The following is a 21,568-nucleotide window of genomic DNA, read 5'->3' on the forward strand; positions in this document are numbered from 1 at the left end:
CTACGAGCGTTTCGCGCGTACCGTTAGGTCCGTGCCCGATATCCCGTTCGGCTTCTCCCTGCCGGGCGCGCAGCCGCCCGACCCCTCCGACCCGCAGCAGATGCAGCAGTTCATGGCGCAGCTGCAGCAGATGTTCGCTGCCCCCGGCAGTGGCCCGGTCAACTGGGACCTGGCCCGGCAGGTCGCCGCCAGCCAGCTCTCGGCCAGCGGCGACCCGGCGGTGAACATGTTCGAGCGCCACCAGGTCGAGGAGGCACTCCGCCTCGCCGACCTGTGGCTCGACCCGGTCTGCGCGCTCCCCAGCGGCATCCACAAGGCGGTCGCCTGGAACCGCAACGAGTGGATCTACAACACCCTCGACGTCTGGAAGAAGCTGTGCGAGCCGATCGCCGGCCGCATGGTGGGCGCCATGGGCGACCTCGTGCCCGAGGAGGCCCGGGCCCAGCTCGGCCCGATGCAGTCGATGGTCGCCACGCTCGGTGGCGCGCTTTTCGGCGGTCAGCTCGGCCAGGCCTTCGGCCAGCTCGCCGCCGAGGTCCTCTCGGCCGGCGACATCGGCCTGCCTCTCGGCCCGGCCGGCACCGCGGCGCTGGTCCCGGCCAACATCAAGGCGTACGGCGAGGGCCTGGAACTGCCCGAGGACCAGGTGCGGCTCTACGTCGCCCTGCGCGAGGCGGCCCACCAGCGGCTCTTCGGACACGTGCCGTGGCTGCGCGCGCACGTGCTGAGCGCCGTCGAAACGTACGCCAACGGCATCACCGTGAACCGGGAGGCGATCGAGGAGGCGATGGGCCGCGTCGACCCGAGCGACCCGGAGTCGATGCAGGCCATGGCCCTGGAGGGGATCTTCACTCCGGAGGACACCCCGCAGCAGAAGGCCAGCCTGGCCCGCCTGGAGACGGCACTGGCCCTGGTCGAGGGCTGGGTCGGCCACGTGGTCGACCAGGCGGCCGGCGACCGGCTGCCGTCGGTCGCGGCGCTCGGCGAGGCGTTCCGCCGCCGCCGGGCCGCCGGTGGCCCGGCCGAGCAGACCTTCGCCGCCCTGGTCGGCCTCGAGCTGCGACCCCGCCGCCTGCGCGAGGCCGGCGCCCTGTGGACGGCGGTCGCCGAAGCGCGCGGTGCCGCGGGCCGGGACGCCCTCTGGGACCACCCCGACCTGCTCCCCACCGACGAGGACTTCGCCGACCCGGAGGCTTTCGCCCGCACCCAGTCCGACTGGGACATCAGCGAACTCGAAGGCCTCGCCGGCAACCCGGAGCCCGGGCCGGACGCCCCGGAGCCGGGCACCGACACTCCGCACTCCGGCCCGGACGACACCGAGAAGTAGAACCGACCCGGAACGCTTCCGCTGGGGCGGCGCCGACGGCGCCGCCCCACCTCCGTGCCCTTGACCGGCTCAGGTGTCGAGGAGGGCTCGGGTGTTGTCCCAGCCTTCCAAGGCCACGTCCAGAGTGGCAAGGTCGGCCGGGCCGCGGAGGCGACGCCACGGTGGTGTGGAGGTGACCTCGCCGGGGGACGGGGCGGACCGGCGCAGCGACTGGGCGGAGGCCGTGTCGAGATCGTGGTCGGGCAGCCAATCCGGGGCGGGCAGGCTGGCGGCCACGCCCAGCAGGCCGCCACCGGGGCCGCCCGGGGAGACCGCGACCGCCCGGCTCTCCAGCGGGCGCAGCAGCTTGCCGAGGATCATGCCGGGAACGTCCGGGGCGTCGGCGGCGATGACGGCGGCCTGCTCGAAGCCGTCGGCGGCGGCCGCCCGCAGCACCGGGAGCACGGTGGGTTGCGGGATCTCGTAGATCCGCATGCCGGGCCAGGCGATCTCCTCGGCCAGAGCCCGGTCCTGCGCGGTGGCGGCGATCGCGGCCTCGGCCTGCGCGAGGCGGGCCAGCAGATCGGCGACGTCCTCGGCCAGAGCGCCGCGCCAGGCCGCCGGATCCACCCCGGGCGGGCTCCACGGCACCGGGACCAGCATCGCCACCACCACACGCCGCGTCACAACGCCACCCTACCCAGCGCCCAGGGCACACCTCGCCGACCCGCGACGCTCACGACAGCGAGGGCACGCTGTGCCGCCCCCGCTCACCAAGGGGCCAGCGGGTGGCACACGGCGCACCGCGGCAGACGATGGCGGGCGACGGCGCGAGGCGGGGATGGCGCAAGGCGGGCATGGCGCAAGGCGGGCATGGCGCAAGGCGGGCATGGCGCGAGGCGGGCATGGCGCGAGGCGACGGGCGACGACGCGAGGCGGAGCGCACGGCGCGCGGGGTGGGTGGCGGTTACGGCGTACGGCCGAATCGCCGGAGGCGCTCGGAGAGCTGGAGGTTATGGCGGATCTTGCGCAGGGATCACCCCGGGGTGGCGGGTTTACTCGGCCATGACGAGGGAGCCGGCGGCGGCGACGCCCTCCAGGTAGCCGCGGGCCCGCTCGGCCTTGGGGAAGCGGTTCACCAGCTCCCAGAAGCGCGCGTTGTGGCTCGGGACGACCAGATGGGCCAGCTCGTGCAACAGGACGTAGTCGACGACCCAGTCGGGCATCTCCTGGATGCGGTGCGAGATGCGGATGGTGGCGTCGTCCGGGGTGCAGGAACCCCAGCGGCCGTTCTGGTTGGTGACCCAGCGAACGCTGGCCGGGGCGACCAGGCCGGCGTACTCCGCTAGGTAGCGTCCGGTCAGCCGGCGGGCGCGGGCGAGCAGCTCGTCGTCGGTGTGCCGGAGGCGTTCCTCACGGGCGGCGAGACGGGCGAGCATCCGCTCGACCCACTCGGTTTCCTCGGCGCGCGAGAACCGGTCCGGGATGAGCACGACCACGCGCTCGCCGTCGCGATACGCGGACACCGTCCTGCGCCGGCGCTGACTGCGCCGCACTTCCACGACAGGTTTGCGCACGCGGGCCATTACCGGCTCGCGCGGCCCAGATTCGGGTTCACGTTGAGACGCTAATCCGCGAGACCCTGGTCACCGCAAGAGTACGCCCAATGACTGTCACGTTGGCCGGGCGGTTCGTCCGCAAATACCCGAAAAAATTTTCCCCAGGCGCAACATCTGAGACAGCCGTCAACCTAGACCATCGTCGACTCAGGGGGATACCGGGGGCGCACATCCCTTTCGTGCCGTTGTGAAGACAATCGTCGGCGTGTCCCGGCAAAATTGTACGAAAAGGGCACTTCGCCCCGGCACACTCACCACGTCGGTGAGACCGCCGACAGCGCGCTGACATGGAACCGGCCTGACCTGGGTAATTCCACGCCCCGGCGGCCCAGCGCCGTGAACAGGTTCGCGCCCGTCGCTGCGAACAAGCACGGGGCCCAGCGGCCGACGACACGAACGAGGAGGAACCGTGGCCGAGACCACCTACAACGGCTACTGCGTCAAATGCAAGGAGAAGCGTGACTTCCAGGGCAACGTGGAGGTCTCCAAGACCGGCATGAACATGGCCAAGGGCAAGTGCCCGGTCTGCGGAACGACGATGAACCGGATTCTGGGCAAGGCCAAGTAGACGTGCGCTTCCGGGAAGGCGGCCGCGAGGCCGCCCTCCCGGGCGGACCGTAACCGTGTCGGCCCGTGCACGTTGAGTAAGCCGGAGCCGGTGTACCCACCCTGTGGATAACTCAGCTCCGCTTGTGGATAACCCAGTCGGGTGAACCGCGAGGCTGTGGATAACAAATCCGCTCCGCAGCCCGGCAGTGACAACCTGTCACCCATGACCCACCCGCCCCTCCCCCGGGCCCCACTCGCCCGGCCCACCCTGATCCCCGGGCTCGCCCGGATCTGGCGTGCTCCCGACGAGCTGCAGCTCGGCCTCGACCCGGCCCGCGCGGTGCGCCTCGAGCTGCCCGACCCCCGCCTGGCCCGGGTGCTCGACCTGCTCGACGGCAACCGGCCGGAACGCCAGGTGCTGCTGCACGCCGCCGACCTGGGCGTCGCCCCGGCCGAGACCCGCCAGCTGCTCGACCTGCTGCGCCAGGCCGGCCTGGTGCTGCCGCAGTCCGCACTGCTCCCGGCCGGCCTGCCCAGCGCCGAGCGACATCGTCTGGCCGGGGAGGCCGCCGCCATCGCCCTCGGCGCCGCCACCGGCTCCCCGGCCCGGACCCTGCGCCGCCGCCGGACGGCGCGGGTGGTGCTCGCCGGGCGCGGCCGGCTCGCCGCCACCATCGCGGTGGCCCTGGCCGAGGCCGGCGTCGGGCACGTCCACCCCGATCTGTCCGGCACCGTGGGGCCGGCCGACCTGCCCGGCAGCCCACTGATCGGCACCGACCTGGGCAGCCCGCTGCACACCGCGGTGGCGGCCGCCGTCCGCCGGGCCGTGCCCGGCACCCAGGTCTGCGAGGTCCGCCGCGCACCGGCCAGCCTGGTCGTCCAGCTCGCCCACGACCAGCCGGTCGCGCTGCTCGCCGCCGCGCACAGCACCCGCCGGCAGCCGCACCTCGCGGTGCACATCCGGGACGGCGCCGCGGTGATCGGGCCGTTCGTGCCCGCCGCCGGCCGACCCTGCCTGCACTGCCTCGACCTGCATCGGCGGGAACGGGACCCGGAGTGGCCGGGCCTGCCCGGGACGGGCGGGGTTGGCGGCCCGGGCGGGACGGAGCCGTGCGCGGTGGCGACCGTGCTGGCGGCGGCGGGGTTCGCGACCGCCGAGGCACTGACCTTCCTGGACGGCGGGACGCCGGACACGCTGGGGGCGGCGGTGGAGATCAGCGCGCCGGGGCGGACCCGCCGCCGGACGTGGCCGCCGCATCCGGAGTGCGCCTGCGGCGCGCGGGCGCGGCGATCCCCCATTCACCTGAGGCCGTCCGCAGCGACCCAGACAGGACTCCCCAAACGGGCGGAGTGTGGAGGAAGTGTGGATCCTTAATCGAACCTTTGTCGCATAAACTGGCAAAGCAGTGCGCGACGGGCCGAGTAACGCCGCGCGGTCGGTCACAATGATCTGGTGACGGACATACCCCGCCGTGCGGCCTCCCGGACGGCCAAGCTGGCCGCCCTGCCGCTCGGCTTCGCCGGCCGGACCGCTCTGGGACTGGGCAAGCGGGCCGTCGGGATCGCTGCCGACGTCATCTCCGCGGACATTCAGCAGCGCACCGCCGAGCAGCTGTTCAGCGTTCTGGGGCAGCTCAAGGGCGGCGCGATGAAGTTCGGCCAGGCGCTCTCGGTCTTCGAGGCCGCGCTGCCCGAGGAGATGGCCGGCCCCTACCGGCAGGCGCTGACCAAACTGCAGGAGGCCGCCCCACCGATGCCGGTGGCCAACGTGCACAAGGCGCTCGCCGAGCAGCTGGGACCGGATTGGCGGGAGAGTTTCGCCGAGTTCGACGACAGCCCGGCCGCGGCGGCCAGCATCGGTCAGGTGCACCGCGCGGTCTGGAAACTGCCGCCGGCCCGGAAGAACGGCAAGCCGAAACTGCTGCCGGTCGCGGTCAAGGTGCAGTATCCGGGGGCCGGCGAGGCGCTGGTCGCGGACCTGAAACAGCTGTCCCGGCTGGCCGGCATGTTCAAGATCATTCAGCCCGGGATCGACATCAAGCCGCTGCTCGCCGAGCTGCACGAGCGGGTCGTCGAGGAGCTCGACTACGAGATGGAGGCGGAGACCCAGCGGGCGTTCGCCGCCGCCTTCCACGACGACCCGGACATCTTCGTGCCGCGGGTGGTCGCCTCCGCGCCGCGCGTGCTGGTCACCGAGTGGGTCGAGGGCACGCCGCTGTCCAGCGTGATCGCCGGCGGCACCGTGGCCGAGCGGGACGAGGCCGGCCGGCTGATGGCGATCCTGCACTTCTCCGCGCCGGCCCGGGCCGGACTGCTGCACGCCGACCCGCATCCGGGCAACTTCCGGGTGCTGCCCGACGGCCGGCTCGGCGTGATCGACTTCGGCGCGGTGGCCCGGCTCCCGGAGGGCCATCCGGAGCCGATCGGCCGGTTGGTCCGGCTGGCCCTGGACGGCGACGCCGAGGGGGTCGCGGACGGGCTGCGCGACGAGGGTTTCATCAAACGGGACGAGCCGATCGACGCGGAGGCGGTGCTCGCCTTCCTGCGCCCGATGATCGAGCCGGTCGCGGTCGAGCGGTTCCGCTTCACCCGCACCTGGCTGCGCGGCGAGGCGACCCGGCTGGCCAACCCCCGCTCCCCGGCATACCAGCTCGGGCGCAAACTCAACCTGCCCCCGTCGTACCTGATGATCCACCGGGTGACGCTCGGCTCGATCGGTGTCCTCTGCCAGCTGGAGGCCGAGGCGGCTTACCAGGAGATCCTCGAGGAGTGGCTGCCGGGCTTCGCCCCGATCGCCTGACCCCGGCCGCGAGACGACCCTTTCGCGGCGGGCAACTGTTGCGCCGATCATCCCGATCGACGCCCATGGTCGGGGCCGGCGCATGCTGAGAATCTTCGGGCTGGACCCGCGGGGCGGAAGAGTCCAACGGCTCATGCCGGCCGAACCGGACCGGGGCGTCGCCGACGTCGTCGGCCGGCTGGCGATCGACGACCTGGGGCGGGGGCACGCCGACAGATCCGTGGCGGCCCGGATCGACATCTCGGATGTGACAAGCATCATCGATGTTCCGTCCTCTCCACTCCCGCGGTAGCCCCGAGGACGCCGTCCGGGGAGGCATCGCGGATGCCACCATCCGCAAGGGAGCTGCGGAGGGCGCCGCCCGGGGAAGCATCGCGGATGCCACCATCCGCAAGGGAGCTGCGGAGGGCGCCGCCCGGGGAAGCATCGCGGATGCCACCATCCGCAAGGGACCCCCGAGCCGGCCGGAACCGGCCACGGACGAAAGGCTCGTCCGCATGCGGACGAGCCTTTCGTCATTTCCCTTGGTAGCGGGTCGGTGTGGGGATCAGTACCCGCCGACGCCGAGATCGCGAGCGGCCTGCTTGCGGCCTTCCATGGCGATACGGCGGGCGGAACGGTAAGCCTCAGGTGCGCTGTCGCTCTGAGGCCGACGCATTCGAGCCCGGGACAACGCCTCTTGGATGAGTCTCACTTTGGTGGCTCCATTCGGATACACGGTTACGGTGCTCGGCTTTCGGTCGTCGATCTCGGGGAGGGTCAGGTCGGTCATCTCAGGCCGCCAGCCGAACGCTGTTGCGGGAGTCGAGACCGTTCGCGGCGAGCCGCTCCTCGACCTCGACCGCCAGCTCGGCGTCGCGCGCGACGTCGGCCTTACGGGGACGGCCACGCGGCCGCTTGCGCGGGACCACGGCGCCGCGCTCGAAGATCTCGCCGCCCCAGACACCCCAGGGCTCGCTCCGCTCGACCGCACCGGCCAGGCACTCGACGCGCAGCGGGCAGTCCCCGCAGAGCGACTTGGCCAGCTCCAGCTGGGCCGGGGAGTCGGAGAACCACAGGTCCGGGTCGAACTTCCGGCAGGGCAGGTTTGCCTCGATGTCGACAGTGATGTCGATCGGGGCCAGCGCCAGACTCATAAAGCCCGGTCACCTCTCTCTTCTTCGTCGATCTTCTGGATCGCCTTTTCAGGGTTGTGCACCGGCCTGGTGGGCCGGCAAAAAATTAAGGCCGCGGATCCCGGTTAGGGGTTCCGCGGCCTCGAGGTGAGCCGGAGGTCTGGTCTGTCAGACCGGCCTTCCTCGAGGCGGGACGCCGTTTCCATCCGTGTAGCGCTTGACGGAATCGTTGCCCTTGAACCCGGTGGTGCCATTGATGCCAGTGCTGCCCTTGACGCCGCTCGCGAGCACCCGCTCGACAGCCCATTTGCCCAGCTCGGCCTGGGACTGGCTGAAGACCTGGTGAGCCTGCGGAGCCAGAACACGCTCGGCAGCCAGCAGCGCCGACGGAGCGGCGACGGGCAGCAGAGCGGATGGAGCGCAGACGGCAGACGGCAACATCGACGGACGCATCAGCATGGTGTTGATCCTCATCGGTGCCACCTCCTCCGTATAACCGCACTCGTGTTTTGATCTCGCCCGGGACAATCCCCCGGCAAGGTGTGTCCTGAGGCTATGCCTGCCCTACAGGGGAGGGCAAACGAATTAACGCACTAGTTTTCAAAGTTTTTTCGGCCAAGATCATCAGGGCCGGCGCCGGCCACCAACGCGAAGACCGCCTCGCCGTACTGGCCCAGCTTCCGCGGGCCGATTCCGGCGATCGCCAGCAACTGGGCCGGATCGGTCGGACGACGTTCCGCCACGGCCACCAGGGTGGCGTCGGTGAAGACGACGTAAGCAGGAACTTTGAGCTCCGCCGCGGTGCTCGCCCGCCACCGCTGCAGACGCTCGTAGAGGTCCTCGTCCATGTCCGACGGGCAGGTCGGGCAGCGGCCCAGTTTCCGGTCGGCGCCGGCCAACAGGGTGGCCCCGCAGATCCGGCAGGAGGACACCTTCGGCGGGCGCCGGTCGGCTTTCCGACTCCGCTCCGCCGAGGGCCGGCCGGCGCCCGCGGTGGCGCGCTCCGGCTGCGGCAGGAAACGGCACGGTCGCCGGGCCCGGCCACCCGGCGACCGGGACTGCCCGAAGGACAGCCACAGCAGCTGCCGCGCCCGGGTCACCCCGACGTATAGCAGGCGCCGTTCCTCCTCCAACTGCTCATTGGTCTTCGCGTACGTGGTGGGCAGCGTGCCGTCGGCGAGCCCGACCAGGAAGACCGCGTCCCACTCCAGGCCCTTCGCCGCGTGCAGCGAGGCCAGCGTCACGCCCGCCACGGTGGGCGCGTGCTGCTGCTCGGACCGGCGGGCCAGCTCCTCGTTGAACGCGGCCAGGCTGACCTCGCGCTGCACCCGGCCACCCTCGCCGATCGGCAGCACGGCCGGCTCGGCGGCGTACTCCTCGGCGAGCGCGACCAGGGCGGCCAGCGCCTCCCACTGCTCCCGGGCGGCGCCGCCCGGCGGTGGCTGGCCGCGCCGCCATCCGGTCGCGGCCAGACCCTCGACGACCGCCTCGACCAGCGGCGTCTCGCCCGGAATGGAGCGCACGGCGGCCCGCAGCGCGACCATCGCCTGGCGCACCTCGGCCCGCTCGAAGAACCGCTCGGCGCCGCGCACCACGTACGGCACCTCGGCCTCGGCCAGCGCCTCCTCGTACGCCTCGGACTGCGCGTTGGTCCGGAAGAGCACGGCGATCTCGCTGGCCGGCGTGCCGGAGCCGATCAGCTCCCGGCACCGCCGGGCCACCGCGGCCGCCTCGCCCGGCTCGTCCGGGAACACCTTGAGCTCCGGCTCCGGGCCGGGCGGGCGCTGCCCCTCCAGCTCCAGACGCAACCGGGCCTCGGTGCCCCGGGCCTGCCGGATCACCGCGTTGGCCAGCCCCACCACCTGCGGAGTGGAGCGGTAGTCGCGGACCAGCCGGACCACGACGGCGCTGCGCCAGCGGCGCGGGAAGTCGATCAGGTACGACGAGGTGGCCCCGGTGAACGAATAGATCGTCTGGCTGGCGTCGCCGACCACGGTGAGGTCGTCCCGGTCTCCCAGCCACGCCTCCAGCAGGCGCTGCTGCAGCGGGTTGACGTCCTGGTACTCGTCGACGACGAAGTGCCGGTACTGTGCGCGGATCTGGTCGGCGACGTCCGGGTGGTCCTCGATCCCCCACACCGCGGCGCGCAGCAGGTCCTCGAAGTCGATCACTCCCTGCCGGCGTTTCAGCGACTCGTAGGCCGCGAACACCTCCGCCACCCGGGCCGGCTCGAACGGCGGCTCACGGAGCGCCTTGGCCGCCGCGACGGCGTACTCGGACGGCTCGACGAGCGACGACTTGGCCCACTCGATCTCGCCGGCCAGGTCCCGGGCCACCGCGCGGTCGGCGCGCACCCCGGCCCGGGCGGCGGCCAGGCCGACCACGCGGACCTTGCTCTCCATCAGCTCCGGCATGCCGCGACCCGCCAGCAGCCGGGACGCGAAGTAGCGCACCTGGCGCAGGGCGGCCGCGTGGAAGGTACGGGCCTGCACTCCGCCGGCGCCGAGCGCGGTCAGTCGGGAGCGCATCTCGGCGGCGGCCCGGGCGGTGAAGGTCACCGCCAGCACGTGCCGGGGGTTGATCTCGCCGGACAGCGTCCGGTGCGCGATCCGGTGGGTGATCGCCCGGGTCTTGCCGGTCCCGGCGCCGGCCAGGATGCAGACCGGGCCGGCCGGCGCCGTCACCGCCGTCCGCTGTTCCGGGTCGAGCCCGGCCAGCACCGTTTCAGTCCGCACGGTAGGGAATCATGACACCCCCGCGGGACGTTGTGCGGGATGGCGTAGTGCCGTGTGACCCGTATCCGAAGGAGCCCAGTCCGATGCTGACCATGTACTCGACGTCCTGGTGTGGGTACTGCCACCGCCTCAAGTCGCAGCTCGACCGGGAGGGCATCGCCTATGAGGTGGTCGACATCGAGCAGGACGAGACGTCGGCGGCCTTCGTCCGCAGCGTGAACGGCGGCAACCAGACGGTGCCGACTCTGAAGTTCGACGATGGGTCGGCGCTGACCAACCCGTCCATCGTCCAGGTCAAGCAGCACCTGGCCACGCTCTCCGCCTGAGCCGGGAAACCGAAAGGGCCCGTCCATCCGGACGGGCCCTTTTCCGCAGGAACCTACGGGATCAGGGCGGGGATGCTCGAGTCGAGCAGGCCGCGCTCCTTGAGCTCGCCGTACAGCGGCGTGGTCGCCGGGTAGTGACCCCACTGGTGGTCACCGTCGCCGTTGCCGAACCCGCCGAGCAGCTGCTTCTGCACCTCGGTCATGGTCGCCCACTCGGGCTTGTTCGGCAGGTCGGCCACCTCGTCGCGAATCGCGATCCAGCGCGGGGTGTAGCCGAAGAAGGCGCCGACACGGGTGATGTCGGAGTAGTTGTCCGACCGGGCGTGCCAGATGCGCCGGTCGAAGACGACCAGGTCACCCGGGTTCGCGGTGATCTGGACGGCACCCTCCGGGGCCGGCCACGGCACGCCACGGCTCGGCGGGCCGGGCAGCCAGTTGGTCTTGTGGCTGCCGGGCAGGACGGTGAAGTTGCCCCGGCCGGTCTCGCTGACGTCGGAGAACCAGTACGCCAGCTTCACCGACAGCATCGGACGCGGGTCGGTCTCGATCTCCCGGTTCTGCCGGCCGCCGTCCTGGTGCCAGTGCCACCACTGCTTCTGCTGCTCGTGCAGCTGGGGGTGGACGTCGATGTGCGAGTGGTACACGTGCACGTTCCACCCGAGCAGCGACCAGATGTACTTGAAAGCCTTGGGGTGGTCGAGCAGGAAGGCCAGCTCGGGCACGTAGTTCACCGGCGACAGGCGGTGCAGGGCACCGGTCGCGCTGAGCTCGCCCGTTTCCTTGGCCTTCTCGTAATACCCCAGGATCGCGGCCCGACCGGCCTCGATCTCGCTCTCACTCAGCACCGACGGCACGACGATGTAACCGTCGCGGTCGAACGCCTCCCGCTCCTCCGCGGACATCGGCGTCCACGCCGGCGCTTCCACCTGGGTCATCGGATCCCCTCTCGTCTTTGTAAAAGCATGACGCACCGGGACGCTACCCAGGTTGCCTCGAAACGAGAAATCTTCCGGTCAGACGTTCAGCCGTGATCTCCGGCACCGGCGGTCAGCCATTTCTCGATCAGGTAAAAGGCGATCGAGGAGCGCATCGGCAGGCTCATCGGCACCCCTGAATCCGGGTGCACGTAGCCCCCGGCGATCATCTTGGCGATGTCGTCCCGGGAGAACCAGTGCGCCTCGTCGATCTCCTCCGGGTCCAGCCGCAGCGGCTGCGCCGGGTCGGCCACGGCCAGGAAGCCGAGCATCAGCGAGCCCGGGTACGGCCAGGACTGGCTGCCCTCGTAGCGCAGTGCGCCGATGCCGATGCCGACCTCCTCGCGGACCTCGCGGGCCACCGCGGCCTCGGCGGACTCCCCCGGCTCGACGTAACCGGCCAGGCAGGAGAACCGGGTCAGGCCGTCCGCGGCGCGGCCCCACGCCGAGTTGTGACCGAGCAGGCAGCGTCCGGCCGGGCCGGGCACCCCGTCGTGCACCACCACGATCATCGCCGGGTCGGTGCGCGGCCACATCAGCTTGCCGTCCGGGTCGGCGCGGGCCCAGCCGGCCTCCACCGCCACCGTGGGCTTGCCGGTGCGCGGCGAGAACCGGTGGCCGGCGTGCCAGTTGGTCAGCGCCGCGGCGGCCGTGAACAGCCCGGCGTCACGGTCGTCGAGCAGATGCCCGATCTCCCGCAGGGTCGCCGGGCGGGCGCCCTCGGCCGGCGGCGGCGTGGCGTCCATGGTCCAGAGCGGCGTGCCGTCCGGGTCGACGCCGAGGAACCAGTGCTCGGCGTCCGGCGCGGCCGCCGACGGCACCAGGACCAGCGTGACCCCGCCGTCGCCGCGGTCGGTGACCAGCGCCCGGCCGCCCTGGGCCAGGTCGACCACCAGCACCAGGCCGCGGGTCCAGGCCTCGGCCAGCCAGGCGTCGTCCTTGCGCCGATCCGCGGCGCGGTCCAGGGTGGTCCGCGCCAGCGGCGGAGTGCCGGGCTGCTCGCCGCCGAAGTCGGGTTGCTCAGGGGTGGTCACCGCGGGTCGCGCTCCACCGTGCTCAGGGCGGCCAGCTGCGGCTCGATCTGCTCGGCGTCGCCGAGCACCACGGTGACCGCGCGGGACGGGGCCAGGTGCCTGGCCGCCACCTCGGCGACCTGCTCCCGGGTGACCGCGGCCAGCGCCGCCGAGTGCTGTCGCAGGTAGTCCAGCCGCAGGCCGAAGCCGGCGTAGACGCTGGCCAGCCCGGCCAGGCCGGCCTGGGTCGACATCCCCAGCCGCAGGGTGCCCAGGGCGTACCGCCGGGCCTGTTCGAGCTCCTCCTCGCCGGGCGCGAGGCTGGCCAGGCGGCCCAGCTCGTACGTGGTCTCGAGCAGCGCCGGACCGGTCACGCCGGTGGCCACCTCGGCCGCCGCGACCAGCACCGATCCGGCGGTGAAGTGCTCGATCGCCGAGTGCGGGCCGTAGGTGTAGCCCTTGTCCTCGCGGATGTTCTCCGTCCAGCGGGACGAAAAATAGCCGCCGAAGAGCATGTTGGCCAGGGCCAGCGCGGCGTATCCGGGGTCGGTGCGGGGCAGGCCCGGCAGCGCCACCCGCAGCGAGGACTGCACCGCGCCGGGCCGGTCGACCAGCAGCAGGGCACCGGGGCGCAGGGCCGGGGCGGGCGGCAGGTCACCGTCGCGGGCCGCGCCGGTCCAGCCGCCCAGCGTCTTCTCGGCGAGGTCGATCGCCTGGTCCGGGTCGATGTCGCCGACCAGCACCAGGATCGAGCCGGCCGGCCGAACCCGGTCGGCGTGCAGCTCGCGCAGGGCATCCGGCTCGACCGCCCGGACCTCCTCCGGGGCGGGGGTCTGCACGGCGTAGGGATGGTCGGCGTACACCCGCTTGAGCAGCGCGACCCGGGCCAGGTGGGCCGGCTGGCTGAGCATCACCTGGAGGTTGTCGCAGAGCCGCTCGCGCTCGGTGAGCACCTCGTCGGCCGGGTAGGTCGCGCCGGTCAGCACGCCGGCGAGGATCTCCAGGGTCCGGCCGAGGCCGTCGGCGAGCGCGTTGCCGCTGATCATCAGACGGTCCGGGTCGAGCCCCGCGGCCAGGCTGCCGCCCACCGCCTGCACCTCGGCGGCGATGTCCAGCATCGTCATCGTCTCGGTGCCGGTGAACAGCGCCTGGGAGAGCAGGGTGGCCGGGGCCAGCGGGGCGCGGCCGAACGGGACCCGCAGGCGCACCTCGACCAGCGGCACCGCGGCGCGCCGGATGGCGATCACGGTCAGCCCGTTCGGCAGTTTCCGCTCGGCCTGCGGCGGCAGTGTCAGCTCGGTGTCCGGGATGAGGTCGGGGAGGATCTCGGTCATGAGGTGGCTCCGGGGATCGCTTCGACGGTGGCGCGGCGTTCCGGCCGCAGGGTGGCCGCGGCGTCGACGATCTGCTCGGCGGTCACCTCGCTGATCAGCTTGGGCAGCTCGTTGAGCAGCTCGGGCCGGCCGCGCTGCAGCTCCAGCACGGCCATCGGCAGTGCCCGGCCGAGCACCTCGTCGGTGCTCTGCAGCGCGCGGGCCGCCATCCGGGCCTGGGTGCGCTCCAGCTCGCCGGGCTTGAGGCCGTCGGCGGCCAGCCGGTCGAGCTCCTCGTCGACGGTGCGCAGCACCTTGCCGGCGTCGCCGCCGGGCGGCAGGTGTGCCTGCAGCAGCAGCGCGGTCGGGTTGCGCACCTGGTACTCGTCGCCCATGAAGCCGAGGTAGCCGCCGATGTTGGTGACCGTGCGGTCGCGCTGGACCAGACGTTCGACCAGGCGGGACGCGTCGCCGTCGGTGAGCACCTCGGCGAGCACCGAGAAGGGCAGGTAGGCGTCGAAGGCGGCGATCGGGTCGGGCACCCGGTAGCCGGCCGCGACGGCGGGCAGCGGGGCGAGGCGGTCGACGTACGACTCGCGGCGCTCGCCGTCGAGGCCGGGCTCGTCGAAGGCGGGCAGCACCGGGGCGGGGCGGGCGGGCACGTCGCCGAAGTGTTTCTCGATCATGGCGGTCGCCTCCGCCACGTCGAAGTCGCCGGCGACCGAGAGCACCGCGTTGCCGCAGGCGTAGTAGCGGTCGAAGAAGCCCTGCGCGTCGTCGACGGTGGCGCTCTCCAGGTCCTCGAACGAGCCGTAGCCGTCATGCGCGTTGGGGAACGTGCGGAACATCACCGGGGGCAGTTTCAGCCAGGGGAACCCGCCGTACGGCCGGTTCAGCACGTTGACCCGGATCTCCTCCTTGACCACGTCGACCTGGTTGCGCAGGTTCTCCTCGGTGAGCCGGGGGCCGCGCATCCGATCGGCCTCGAGGAACAGCGCCCGCTCCAGCGCGCCGGCCGGGAGCACCTCGAAGTAGTCGGTGTAGTCCAGGTGGGTGGAGCCGTTGAAGCTGCCGCCGGCGCCCTGCACGTGCCGGAAGTGGGCGAGCTTCTCCAGATTCGCCGAGCCCTGGAACATCAGGTGCTCGAAGAGGTGGGCGAAGCCGGTGCGCCCCTCGGGCTCACTGCGGATGCCCACGTCGTAGACGACGGCGACGCCGACGACCGGGGCGCTGCGGTCCGGCGAGAGCACCACGCGCAGACCGTTGGCGAGGGTGAACCGTTCGACCGGATATTTCGTCGCGGGGATCTGGATTCTGGACGCCACGGAGTGACATTAGCGCGCTGGGTGATCCCCCGGTGGGGTCCCGCCATCCGGTCGATGACTTGACGCACCAAACCTCTCTGTTCCACTATTCCCATCCAACAGATAGATTAAGCGAAGTTTGATCCACCGGGAGGGGGCCCGCCGTGTACGTCTCGGCTCGCACGGACTACGCAGTCCGCGCCATGCTCGCCGTCACCGCGGCGCACCCACGTCTGGTCAAGGCCGCCGGGCTGGCGGCCGCGCAGGACATCCCGCTGAGCTTCCTGCAGGGCATCCTGCTCGACCTGCGCCGCGCCGGGCTGCTGCACAGCCACCGCGGCGTCGACGGCGGGTACGCCCTGGCCCGCGCGGCCGAGGAGATCACCGTCGGGGACGTGGTCCGCGCCGTCGGCGGCGCGCTCACCACGGTCCGCGGCCTCCCCACCGCCACCGCGACCTATCACGGCGCGGCGATCGCACTGCACGACGTGTGGATCGCCGTCGAGGCGGCCATCGAGGGCGTGGTCGACCACCGGACCCTGGCCGAACTCTCCACCACCTCAATAAAGAAGAACTAGGAGTTGTTGAGCATGCGCTCCCGCACCCTTCGTGCGCTCGCCCTTGCCACGGCCGCGCTCGCGGCCACGACTGCTCTGGCCGCTTGCGGGTCCGACGACGACAGCAGCAAGAAGGCCGACACTCCGGCCGGCACGCCGGCCGAGGCGAAGACCATCAAGCTCGGCTACTTCCCGAACATCACCCACGCGCCGGCCCTGGTCGGCGTCAACAAGGGCCTGTTCAAGGACGCGCTGACCGGCACCGAGCTGCAGACCCAGACCTTCAACGCCGGCCCGGCCGCGCTCGAGGCGCTGCTCTCCGGCGCGATCGACGCCACCTACATCGGCCCGAACCCGGCGATCAACGGCTGGGCCAAGTCCAACGGCCAGGCCCTGAAGATCATCGCGGGCAGCACCTCGGGCGGCGCCGGCCTGGTGGTCAAGCCGACCATCAACGGCCCGGCCGACCTCAAGGGCAAGAAGATCGCCACCCCGCAGCTGGGCAACACCCAGGACGTCGCGCTGCGCGCCTGGCTCAAGCAGAACGGCCTGAACGCCGACACCAACGGTGGCGGCGACGTGTCGATCCTGCCGCAGGACAACGCGACCGCGGTCCAGGCCTTCGCCCAGGGCGCGATCGACGGCGCCTGGGTGCCCGAGCCCAACCTCAGCAAGATGGTGCTGGAGGGCAAGGGCAAGCTGCTCGTCGACGAGGCCACCCTGTGGCCGAACCAGCAGTTCGTCACCACCCACCTGATCGTCAGCCAGAAGTTCCTCAAGGACTACCCGGGCACGGTCAAGAAGCTGCTGCAAGGCCACATCGCGGCGGTCAAGTACATCAACGACAACAACGCCGACGCCCAGAAGGCGGCGAACGCCCAGATCCAGGCGCTCACCGGCAAGGCGCTCAAGGACGACATCCTGGCCGCCGCGTTCAAGAACCTGAAGTTCACCAACGACCCGATCGCGTCGTCGCTGTACACCAGCGCGCAGCACGCCGAGGACGTCGGTCTGCTGAAGAAGGTCGACCTGAAGGGCATCTACGACCTCGGTCCGCTGAACGACCTGCTCAAGGCGGCCGGTCAGCCCGCGGTCAGCGACGCCGCGGGCGCCTGACGAACCATCTGACGGGAGGGCGGGCACGCATGAACATCCTCGAGATCGACAACGTCTCCAAGCAGTACGGTTCGGGCAGCACCGCGCTGCTCGCCCTCGACCGTGTGTCCCTCGACGTCCAGCAGGGGGAGTTCGTCTGCCTGCTGGGCGCCTCCGGCTGCGGCAAGAGCACGCTGCTCTCGCTGGTCGCCGGGCTGGACAAGATCAGCGGCGGCACCCTGAACACCGGCGGCCGCAAGGTGGCCCTGATGTTCCAGGAGGCCGCTCTCTTCCCCTGGCTGTCCGTGGCCGGCAACGTCGAGCTGCCGCTGAAGCTGCAGGGCATCGACAAGGCCGAACGCCGGAAGCGGGCCGCCGAGCTGCTGGAGATCGTCCGGCTGGGCGGCTTCGGCGACAAGCGGCCGCACGAGCTCTCCGGTGGCATGCGCCAGCGGGTCGCGCTGGCCCGGGCCCTCGCCCAGAACGCCGACGTGCTGCTGATGGACGAGCCGTTCGGCGCCCTGGACGCGATGACCCGCGACATCCTGCACGACGAGTTGGAACGGATCTGGCGCGAGCAGGAGCTGACCGTGCTCTTCGTGACCCACAACGTGCGCGAGGCGGTCCGCCTCGGCGACCGGGTGATCCTGCTGAGCAGCCGGCCGGGCCGGGTCATCGAGGACTTCAAGATCGGACACCCGCGCCCCCGGCGCATCGACTCCCCCGAGGTCTCCGGCCAGGCCGCCGAGATCACCGACCGGCTCCGTGCGGAGGTCGCCCGTCATGCCCACTGAACCTCTCTCCTCCGCGCGCGCCGCGCTCGAAGGAACGTTCGCGCCGGACGACGGTTACGGTCCGCTCCCGCAGAAGATCAAGACCCTGAGCGAGCAGGAGGTCAGCGGCCTCGACGCGCTCGACCTCGAACCCGAGCGCGACCGGGGCAACCTCGGCCTGCGGATCTGGAAGAGCGCCTGGCCCAAGCTGGCCGCCATCGGGATCGTGCTGCTGGCCTGGGAGATCGCCTACGTCAGCGGCTGGAAACCGTCGTACGTCTTCCCGTCGCCCACCGACGTCTTCCCGCAGCTGTGGGACCTGGTGACCACCGCCGACTTCTGGGACGGCGTGCGCCTGACCATGACCCGGGCGATCACCGGCTTCGCGCTGGCGGTCGCCATCGGCACGGTGATCGGCGCCGCGGTGTCCCGGTTCGCCCCGCTGCGCGCCGCGATCGGCTCGCTGATCACCGGCCTGCAGACGATGCCGTCGATCATGTGGTTCCCGCTCGCCATCCTGCTGTTCCAGCTCGGCGAGAAGGCCATCCTGTTCGTGGTCGTGATCGGCGCCGCCCCCTCCGTGGCGAACGGCCTGATCAGCGGCATCGACTACGTGCCGCGCACCTGGCTGCGCGTCGGCCAGGTGATGGGCATGTCCGGTTTCGACCGCTATCGGCACCTGATCCTGCCGGCCTCGCTGCCGTCCTTCGTCTCCGGGCTCAAGCAGGGCTGGGCCTTCTCCTGGCGCAGCCTGATGGCCGGTGAGCTGCTCGTCATCGTGCCCGGCACGGTGTCGATCGGCGTGCGCATGCAGAACGCCCGGGACCTGGCCGACACCCCGCTGGTGATCTGCTACATCCTCGTCGTACTGATCATCGGCATCTGCATCGATCAGCTCTTCAACGCCGCCGACAACGCCCTGCGCAAGCGGTGGGGCCTGACCGGCAGCTGATCACAGCGGCCGGACCGAGCTCAGCACGTCGTCGATCACGTAGTCGAACTGCCGGTGCGTGCCCGGGATGGACACGTAGAGCACGGCCGCCGACGGCTTGCCGACATCGATGACCGCCACCGCGGACAGCTCCGAGGTGGCGGTCAGCCCGGCCGCGTGGAAATGCAGCCGGAACTCGCTGACATAGGCGGGCCGCCCGCCGAGCGTGGTCACCTCGTCGCGCAGCGGCTCCAGGGTGTTCGGCTGTGGGTAGTAGTTGGCCCGCACGTCCGCGGCGACCTGCCGTCCCACGCACTGCAGATCCAGGGTGACCGCGTCGTTGTCGGCCGCCGGCACCGCCGCCGACAGGATCGACGCGTGATAGTCGCCGGCACTGTAGGTCTCGGTCACGAAATGCTGGCCGACCTTGTAGTTGACCTTCAGCGTGCCGGCCCGCCACACCTGGTTCCAGACCCGCCACGGCGCGCCGTACTGCCGGTAGGAGATGCCCGCCTCCCGGTCCACGGTCCGCGCGCCGGTCGCGGCGGGCGGCGCGGACGGTGCGGGAGCCGGCGCGGCACCCGGCGGATCGGTCGGCGCGGGGCAGGCCTGCGCCAGCGGCGGGCGGACATCGGTCGGTGCGTGCGCCCGGTGGCCGAACGGATCGTCCCCGCTGAAAACGATCACCAGCAGCACGATCAGGCCGCCGGACAGGATCAGCCCGGCCACCCCACCGAAGATCAACAACTGCCGTCGCTGACGCTCCGGACCGGACCGTCGCGACGGTTCCGGCGAGGCGGGTGGCGGCGGCGGCGATTGCGGCGGTACGCCGATGCCGGTGACCGTGCCCGACGACCACGCCCCACCCGGCCGGGACCAGGCGGACTGCTGCGGGAACGGCTCGGACATGACCACCAGTCAACACCACCATCGGGTGCGCCGCCGCCCGGGCGTGCACGGCGAAACACGCTGGACAAAGTGCCACCCGGCCCAGTCGGTTCCCAGAAATGTCCGCTACCGTGCTGCCATGGAACTGGTGTATCCCCCGGTCGTCGCCTTGGCCAAGACGATGTTCCGCGTGCTCGACCTGAAGATCGAGGTCGAGGGCGGCGAGCACATCCCGACCACCGGCGGGGCGGTCCTGGCCAGCAACCATTCGAGCTACCTGGACTTCATCTTCTGCGGCTTCGGCGCTCAACCGGCCAAGCGGCTGGTGCGCTTCATGGCGAAGAAGTCCGTCTTCGACCACAAGGTCAGCGGCCCGCTGATGCGCGGCATGCGGCACATCCCGGTCGATCGCAAAGCCGGCCTCGGCGCCTTCCGCGAAGCCACCACCGCCCTGGAGAACGGCGAGATCGTCGGCGTCTTCCCGGAGGCGACGATCAGCGAGTCGTTCACCGTCAAAGAGTTGAAGACCGGCGCCGCCCGAATGGCTCAGGAGGCCGGCGTCCCGCTGATCCCGATGGCGGTGTGGGGCCCGCACCGGCTCTGGACCAAGGGCCGCAAGAAGGAACTCACCAAACGCCACGTCCCGGTCCTGATCAAGATCGGCGAGGCGATCTCGATGCCCGAGGGCGCCACCGCCGAGGCCGTCACGGTGATCCTCAAGCAGCGGCTCACCTCGCTGCTGGACGCCGTGCAGAGGGCCTACCCGGAGAAACCGGCCGACGACGGCGACCGCTGGTGGCTGCCCGCCCACCTCGGCGGGACCGCGCCGCTGCCGCGACCGGCCGCCGCGGTCTGAGGCAAGCGGTTCCGCACTGATCGACGAGCAAGGCTCCGGGTCCGCCCGGAGCCTTGCCTTCTGCGGCCCCGGACCCGCTCACCGGTCCCGCCCGATATTCCCGGCGTCGCCTGTTCGGGGCGCGGGCGGGCGGCCGGAGGATGGGCGAATGACACCGGCGCCCGGACGGTGGGCGAATGACACCGGCGCCCGGACGGTGGGCGAATGACACCGGCGCCCGGACGGTGGGCGAATGACACCGGCGCCCGGACGGTGGGCGAATGACACCGGCGCCGCACCCTGGTGGGTGTGGCGCCGGTTTCGCGTACTGGTCACCGGCCGCCGGATGGCAGCCGGTGATCACCTGCGGATCAGACGGAACGGATGTTCGCGGCCTGCGGGCCCTTCTGGCCCTGGGTGACCTCGAACTCGACCCGCTGGTTCTCCTCCAGGCTGCGGTAGCCCGACATCTGGATCGCGGAGAAGTGGGCGAAGACGTCGGCGCCGCCGTCGTCAGGGGTGATGAATCCGAAGCCCTTGTCCGCGTTGAACCACTTCACTACGCCGGTAACCATGATCGTCTCCTCGACGGTCGATCGTTCCCGCCCATTATGAGCGTGAACGAGGTAATAAGACCCGCATTCTGCGGGACTCGTGTCGCCGTACTGATCGCCCGTACCGGAGAAACCCGGGTTACGACAAAGAGCGCCTGGGGCAGACTTCCCCACAGGCGCTCCTGAGTACTTGGGAACCAAACTGACAACGGAAGTAGCCTAGCACGGCATCGGAGGTCAAGAAGTGCTCGGCATAGACATGGCACGGCAGCTCCAAGCAGCCGGGCTGACCTGGAAACCTCGCCTCGGCGACCGGTTCGCGATCCCCGACCGGGACCTCGACGACGAGGTTTTCGTGCTCAGCAACATGACGATCCAGGTCCACGACCGCCCGGAGGGCCGGATCCTCGGCTTCAACGGCACCACCGAATGGGCTCTCGACGACGTGGCGATCGACGAGACGATCTGGCTGCCCCGCGAGGACCAGTTGCGCGAACTGCTCGGCGGCACGTTCCGCTCCCTCGACCGGGATGGCGGCCACTATCGGGTGAGCATCGACCTGCTCGGCGAGGCGCTCACCTTCGCAGGCCCGACCGCCGAGGCGGCCTACGCCACCGCCCTGCGCCACCTGCTCACCGCCGCCGGCGCGGCCCAGCCCCTCCCCTGACCTGTCCACCGCACACTTCACCCAGGCATCCGGTCCGGGCCGCCGGCCTCGCCACCTGCCAGGCGCGCAGCCACCCTGGGCCGCGGCGAAGACGGCCGGCTCCGGCGCGGTCACGACCGCTCGGCTCCCCAGGCGGTCAGCGTTCGTCGGCTCCGGGGCGGTCACGACCACTCGGCTCCCCAGGCGATCAGCGTTCGTCGGCTCCTGGGCGGTC

Annotated in this window: 23 protein-coding genes; 12 read left to right on the forward strand and 11 right to left on the reverse strand. The window is 71.4% G+C overall.

The features are described from left to right. Positions 1–31 precede the first annotated feature (31 nt). Positions 32–1,327, forward strand: a complete 1,296-nt coding sequence (locus tag ACSP50_RS37460) for a zinc-dependent metalloprotease (RefSeq protein ID WP_014694542.1) — start codon at positions 32–34, stop codon at positions 1,325–1,327. Positions 1,328–1,396: 69 nt separating this feature from the next. On the opposite strand, the gene ACSP50_RS37465 is transcribed toward ACSP50_RS37460, so the two are convergent. Both ACSP50_RS37465 and ACSP50_RS37470 read right to left on the reverse strand, forming a co-directional pair. Further along, a complete protein-coding gene (locus tag ACSP50_RS37465; RefSeq protein WP_043512954.1) occupies positions 1,397–1,993 on the reverse strand; it encodes a hypothetical protein in 597 nt (198 codons plus the stop codon). A 368-nt stretch (positions 1,994–2,361) separates the two neighbouring features. Continuing rightward, on the reverse strand, positions 2,362–2,892 hold the full coding sequence (locus ACSP50_RS37470; RefSeq protein WP_014694544.1) for a M48 family metallopeptidase: 531 nt from the start codon (positions 2,890–2,892) through the stop codon (positions 2,362–2,364). 442 nt (positions 2,893–3,334) lie between these two features. On the opposite strand from ACSP50_RS37470, the gene ACSP50_RS43260 reads away from it, so the two are divergent. The 4 genes from ACSP50_RS43260 to ACSP50_RS42835 all read left to right on the forward strand — a co-directional run bounded on the left by ACSP50_RS43260 (position 3,335) and on the right by ACSP50_RS42835 (position 6,566). Further along, positions 3,335–3,493: a DUF5679 domain-containing protein gene (locus ACSP50_RS43260; RefSeq protein WP_014694545.1), complete on the forward strand. Its 159-nt coding sequence runs from the start codon at positions 3,335–3,337 to the stop codon at positions 3,491–3,493. Between the two features lie 204 nt (positions 3,494–3,697). Further along, positions 3,698–4,849 carry a thiamine biosynthesis protein ThiF gene (locus ACSP50_RS37475; protein ID WP_052311820.1) on the forward strand — a complete coding sequence of 384 codons (1,152 nt, stop codon included), beginning with the start codon at positions 3,698–3,700 and terminating at the stop codon, positions 4,847–4,849. A gap of 78 nt (positions 4,850–4,927) precedes the next feature. After that, positions 4,928–6,274, forward strand: a complete 1,347-nt coding sequence (locus tag ACSP50_RS37480; RefSeq protein ID WP_014694547.1) for an AarF/ABC1/UbiB kinase family protein — start codon at positions 4,928–4,930, stop codon at positions 6,272–6,274. A 133-nt stretch (positions 6,275–6,407) separates the two neighbouring features. Further along, the gene (locus ACSP50_RS42835) at positions 6,408–6,566 is read left to right on the forward strand and encodes a hypothetical protein (protein WP_155123721.1); all 159 of its coding nucleotides are present in this window, start codon (positions 6,408–6,410) and stop codon (positions 6,564–6,566) included. Between the two features lie 481 nt (positions 6,567–7,047). Here ACSP50_RS42835 and ACSP50_RS37490 read toward each other — a convergent pair whose 3' ends face one another. The 3 genes from ACSP50_RS37490 to ACSP50_RS37500 form a co-directional block, all read right to left on the reverse strand. After that, on the reverse strand, positions 7,048–7,410 hold the full coding sequence (locus ACSP50_RS37490; RefSeq protein ID WP_014694550.1) for a WhiB family transcriptional regulator: 363 nt from the start codon (positions 7,408–7,410) through the stop codon (positions 7,048–7,050). Positions 7,411–7,557: 147 nt separating this feature from the next. Next, positions 7,558–7,863: a hypothetical protein gene (locus ACSP50_RS37495; protein ID WP_014694551.1), complete on the reverse strand. Its 306-nt coding sequence runs from the start codon at positions 7,861–7,863 to the stop codon at positions 7,558–7,560. Between the two features lie 119 nt (positions 7,864–7,982). Next, positions 7,983–10,124 carry an ATP-dependent DNA helicase UvrD2 gene (locus tag ACSP50_RS37500; protein WP_043512955.1) on the reverse strand — a complete coding sequence of 714 codons (2,142 nt, stop codon included), beginning with the start codon at positions 10,122–10,124 and terminating at the stop codon, positions 7,983–7,985. Between the two features lie 83 nt (positions 10,125–10,207). Here ACSP50_RS37500 and ACSP50_RS37505 point away from each other — a divergent pair, with 83 nt between their 5' ends. Next, a complete protein-coding gene (locus ACSP50_RS37505) occupies positions 10,208–10,450 on the forward strand; it encodes a mycoredoxin (RefSeq protein ID WP_014694553.1) in 243 nt (80 codons plus the stop codon). Positions 10,451–10,503: 53 nt separating this feature from the next. Here the strand turns inward: ACSP50_RS37505 and ACSP50_RS37510 are convergent, their stop codons facing one another. The 4 genes from ACSP50_RS37510 to ACSP50_RS37525 all read right to left on the reverse strand — a co-directional run bounded on the left by ACSP50_RS37510 (position 10,504) and on the right by ACSP50_RS37525 (position 15,075). Further along, complete coding sequence (locus tag ACSP50_RS37510; RefSeq protein ID WP_014694554.1) at positions 10,504–11,385, reverse strand: phytanoyl-CoA dioxygenase family protein; 882 nt, start codon at positions 11,383–11,385, stop codon at positions 10,504–10,506. Positions 11,386–11,471: 86 nt separating this feature from the next. Continuing rightward, positions 11,472–12,458: an NAD(+) diphosphatase gene (gene nudC, locus ACSP50_RS37515; RefSeq protein WP_014694555.1), complete on the reverse strand. Its 987-nt coding sequence runs from the start codon at positions 12,456–12,458 to the stop codon at positions 11,472–11,474. Further along, complete coding sequence (locus ACSP50_RS37520; RefSeq protein ID WP_014694556.1) at positions 12,455–13,771, reverse strand: pitrilysin family protein; 1,317 nt, start codon at positions 13,769–13,771, stop codon at positions 12,455–12,457. The genes nudC and ACSP50_RS37520 overlap by 4 nt, the downstream gene beginning before the upstream one ends. Then, positions 13,768–15,075 carry a pitrilysin family protein gene (locus tag ACSP50_RS37525; protein WP_014694557.1) on the reverse strand — a complete coding sequence of 436 codons (1,308 nt, stop codon included), beginning with the start codon at positions 15,073–15,075 and terminating at the stop codon, positions 13,768–13,770. The genes ACSP50_RS37520 and ACSP50_RS37525 overlap by 4 nt, the downstream gene beginning before the upstream one ends. A gap of 143 nt (positions 15,076–15,218) precedes the next feature. On the opposite strand from ACSP50_RS37525, the gene ACSP50_RS37530 reads away from it, so the two are divergent. From ACSP50_RS37530 to ACSP50_RS37545, 4 genes are read left to right on the forward strand one after another with little or no spacing between them, the layout of a single operon-like run. Continuing rightward, entirely contained in the window at positions 15,219–15,632 is a 414-nt protein-coding gene (locus ACSP50_RS37530) for an Rrf2 family transcriptional regulator (RefSeq protein ID WP_014694558.1), read from the forward strand. Positions 15,633–15,644: 12 nt separating this feature from the next. Next, the gene (locus ACSP50_RS37535; protein ID WP_014694559.1) at positions 15,645–16,727 is read left to right on the forward strand and encodes an ABC transporter substrate-binding protein; all 1,083 of its coding nucleotides are present in this window, start codon (positions 15,645–15,647) and stop codon (positions 16,725–16,727) included. Between the two features lie 29 nt (positions 16,728–16,756). Beyond that, a complete protein-coding gene (locus ACSP50_RS37540) occupies positions 16,757–17,500 on the forward strand; it encodes an ABC transporter ATP-binding protein (RefSeq protein ID WP_014694560.1) in 744 nt (247 codons plus the stop codon). Next, positions 17,490–18,431, forward strand: coding sequence for an ABC transporter permease (locus tag ACSP50_RS37545; RefSeq protein ID WP_014694561.1), 942 nt, complete (start codon positions 17,490–17,492; stop codon positions 18,429–18,431). The genes ACSP50_RS37540 and ACSP50_RS37545 overlap by 11 nt, the downstream gene beginning before the upstream one ends. Here ACSP50_RS37545 and ACSP50_RS37550 read toward each other — a convergent pair whose 3' ends face one another. Then, on the reverse strand, positions 18,432–19,319 hold the full coding sequence (locus tag ACSP50_RS37550; protein WP_014694562.1) for a hypothetical protein: 888 nt from the start codon (positions 19,317–19,319) through the stop codon (positions 18,432–18,434). Positions 19,320–19,437: 118 nt separating this feature from the next. Here ACSP50_RS37550 and ACSP50_RS37555 point away from each other — a divergent pair, with 118 nt between their 5' ends. Next, positions 19,438–20,154, forward strand: a complete 717-nt coding sequence (locus ACSP50_RS37555) for a 1-acyl-sn-glycerol-3-phosphate acyltransferase (protein ID WP_014694563.1) — start codon at positions 19,438–19,440, stop codon at positions 20,152–20,154. Between the two features lie 350 nt (positions 20,155–20,504). On the opposite strand, the gene ACSP50_RS37560 is transcribed toward ACSP50_RS37555, so the two are convergent. Continuing rightward, positions 20,505–20,708, reverse strand: a complete 204-nt coding sequence (locus ACSP50_RS37560; protein ID WP_014447450.1) for a cold-shock protein — start codon at positions 20,706–20,708, stop codon at positions 20,505–20,507. A gap of 238 nt (positions 20,709–20,946) precedes the next feature. On the opposite strand from ACSP50_RS37560, the gene ACSP50_RS37565 reads away from it, so the two are divergent. Beyond that, positions 20,947–21,354 carry a pilus assembly protein CpaE gene (locus tag ACSP50_RS37565; RefSeq protein WP_231956797.1) on the forward strand — a complete coding sequence of 136 codons (408 nt, stop codon included), beginning with the start codon at positions 20,947–20,949 and terminating at the stop codon, positions 21,352–21,354. Positions 21,355–21,568: the final 214 nt, after the last annotated feature.

Origin of the sequence: Actinoplanes sp. SE50/110 (assembly GCF_900119315.1) — a bacterium.
Lineage (GTDB): Bacteria > Actinomycetota > Actinomycetes > Mycobacteriales > Micromonosporaceae > Actinoplanes.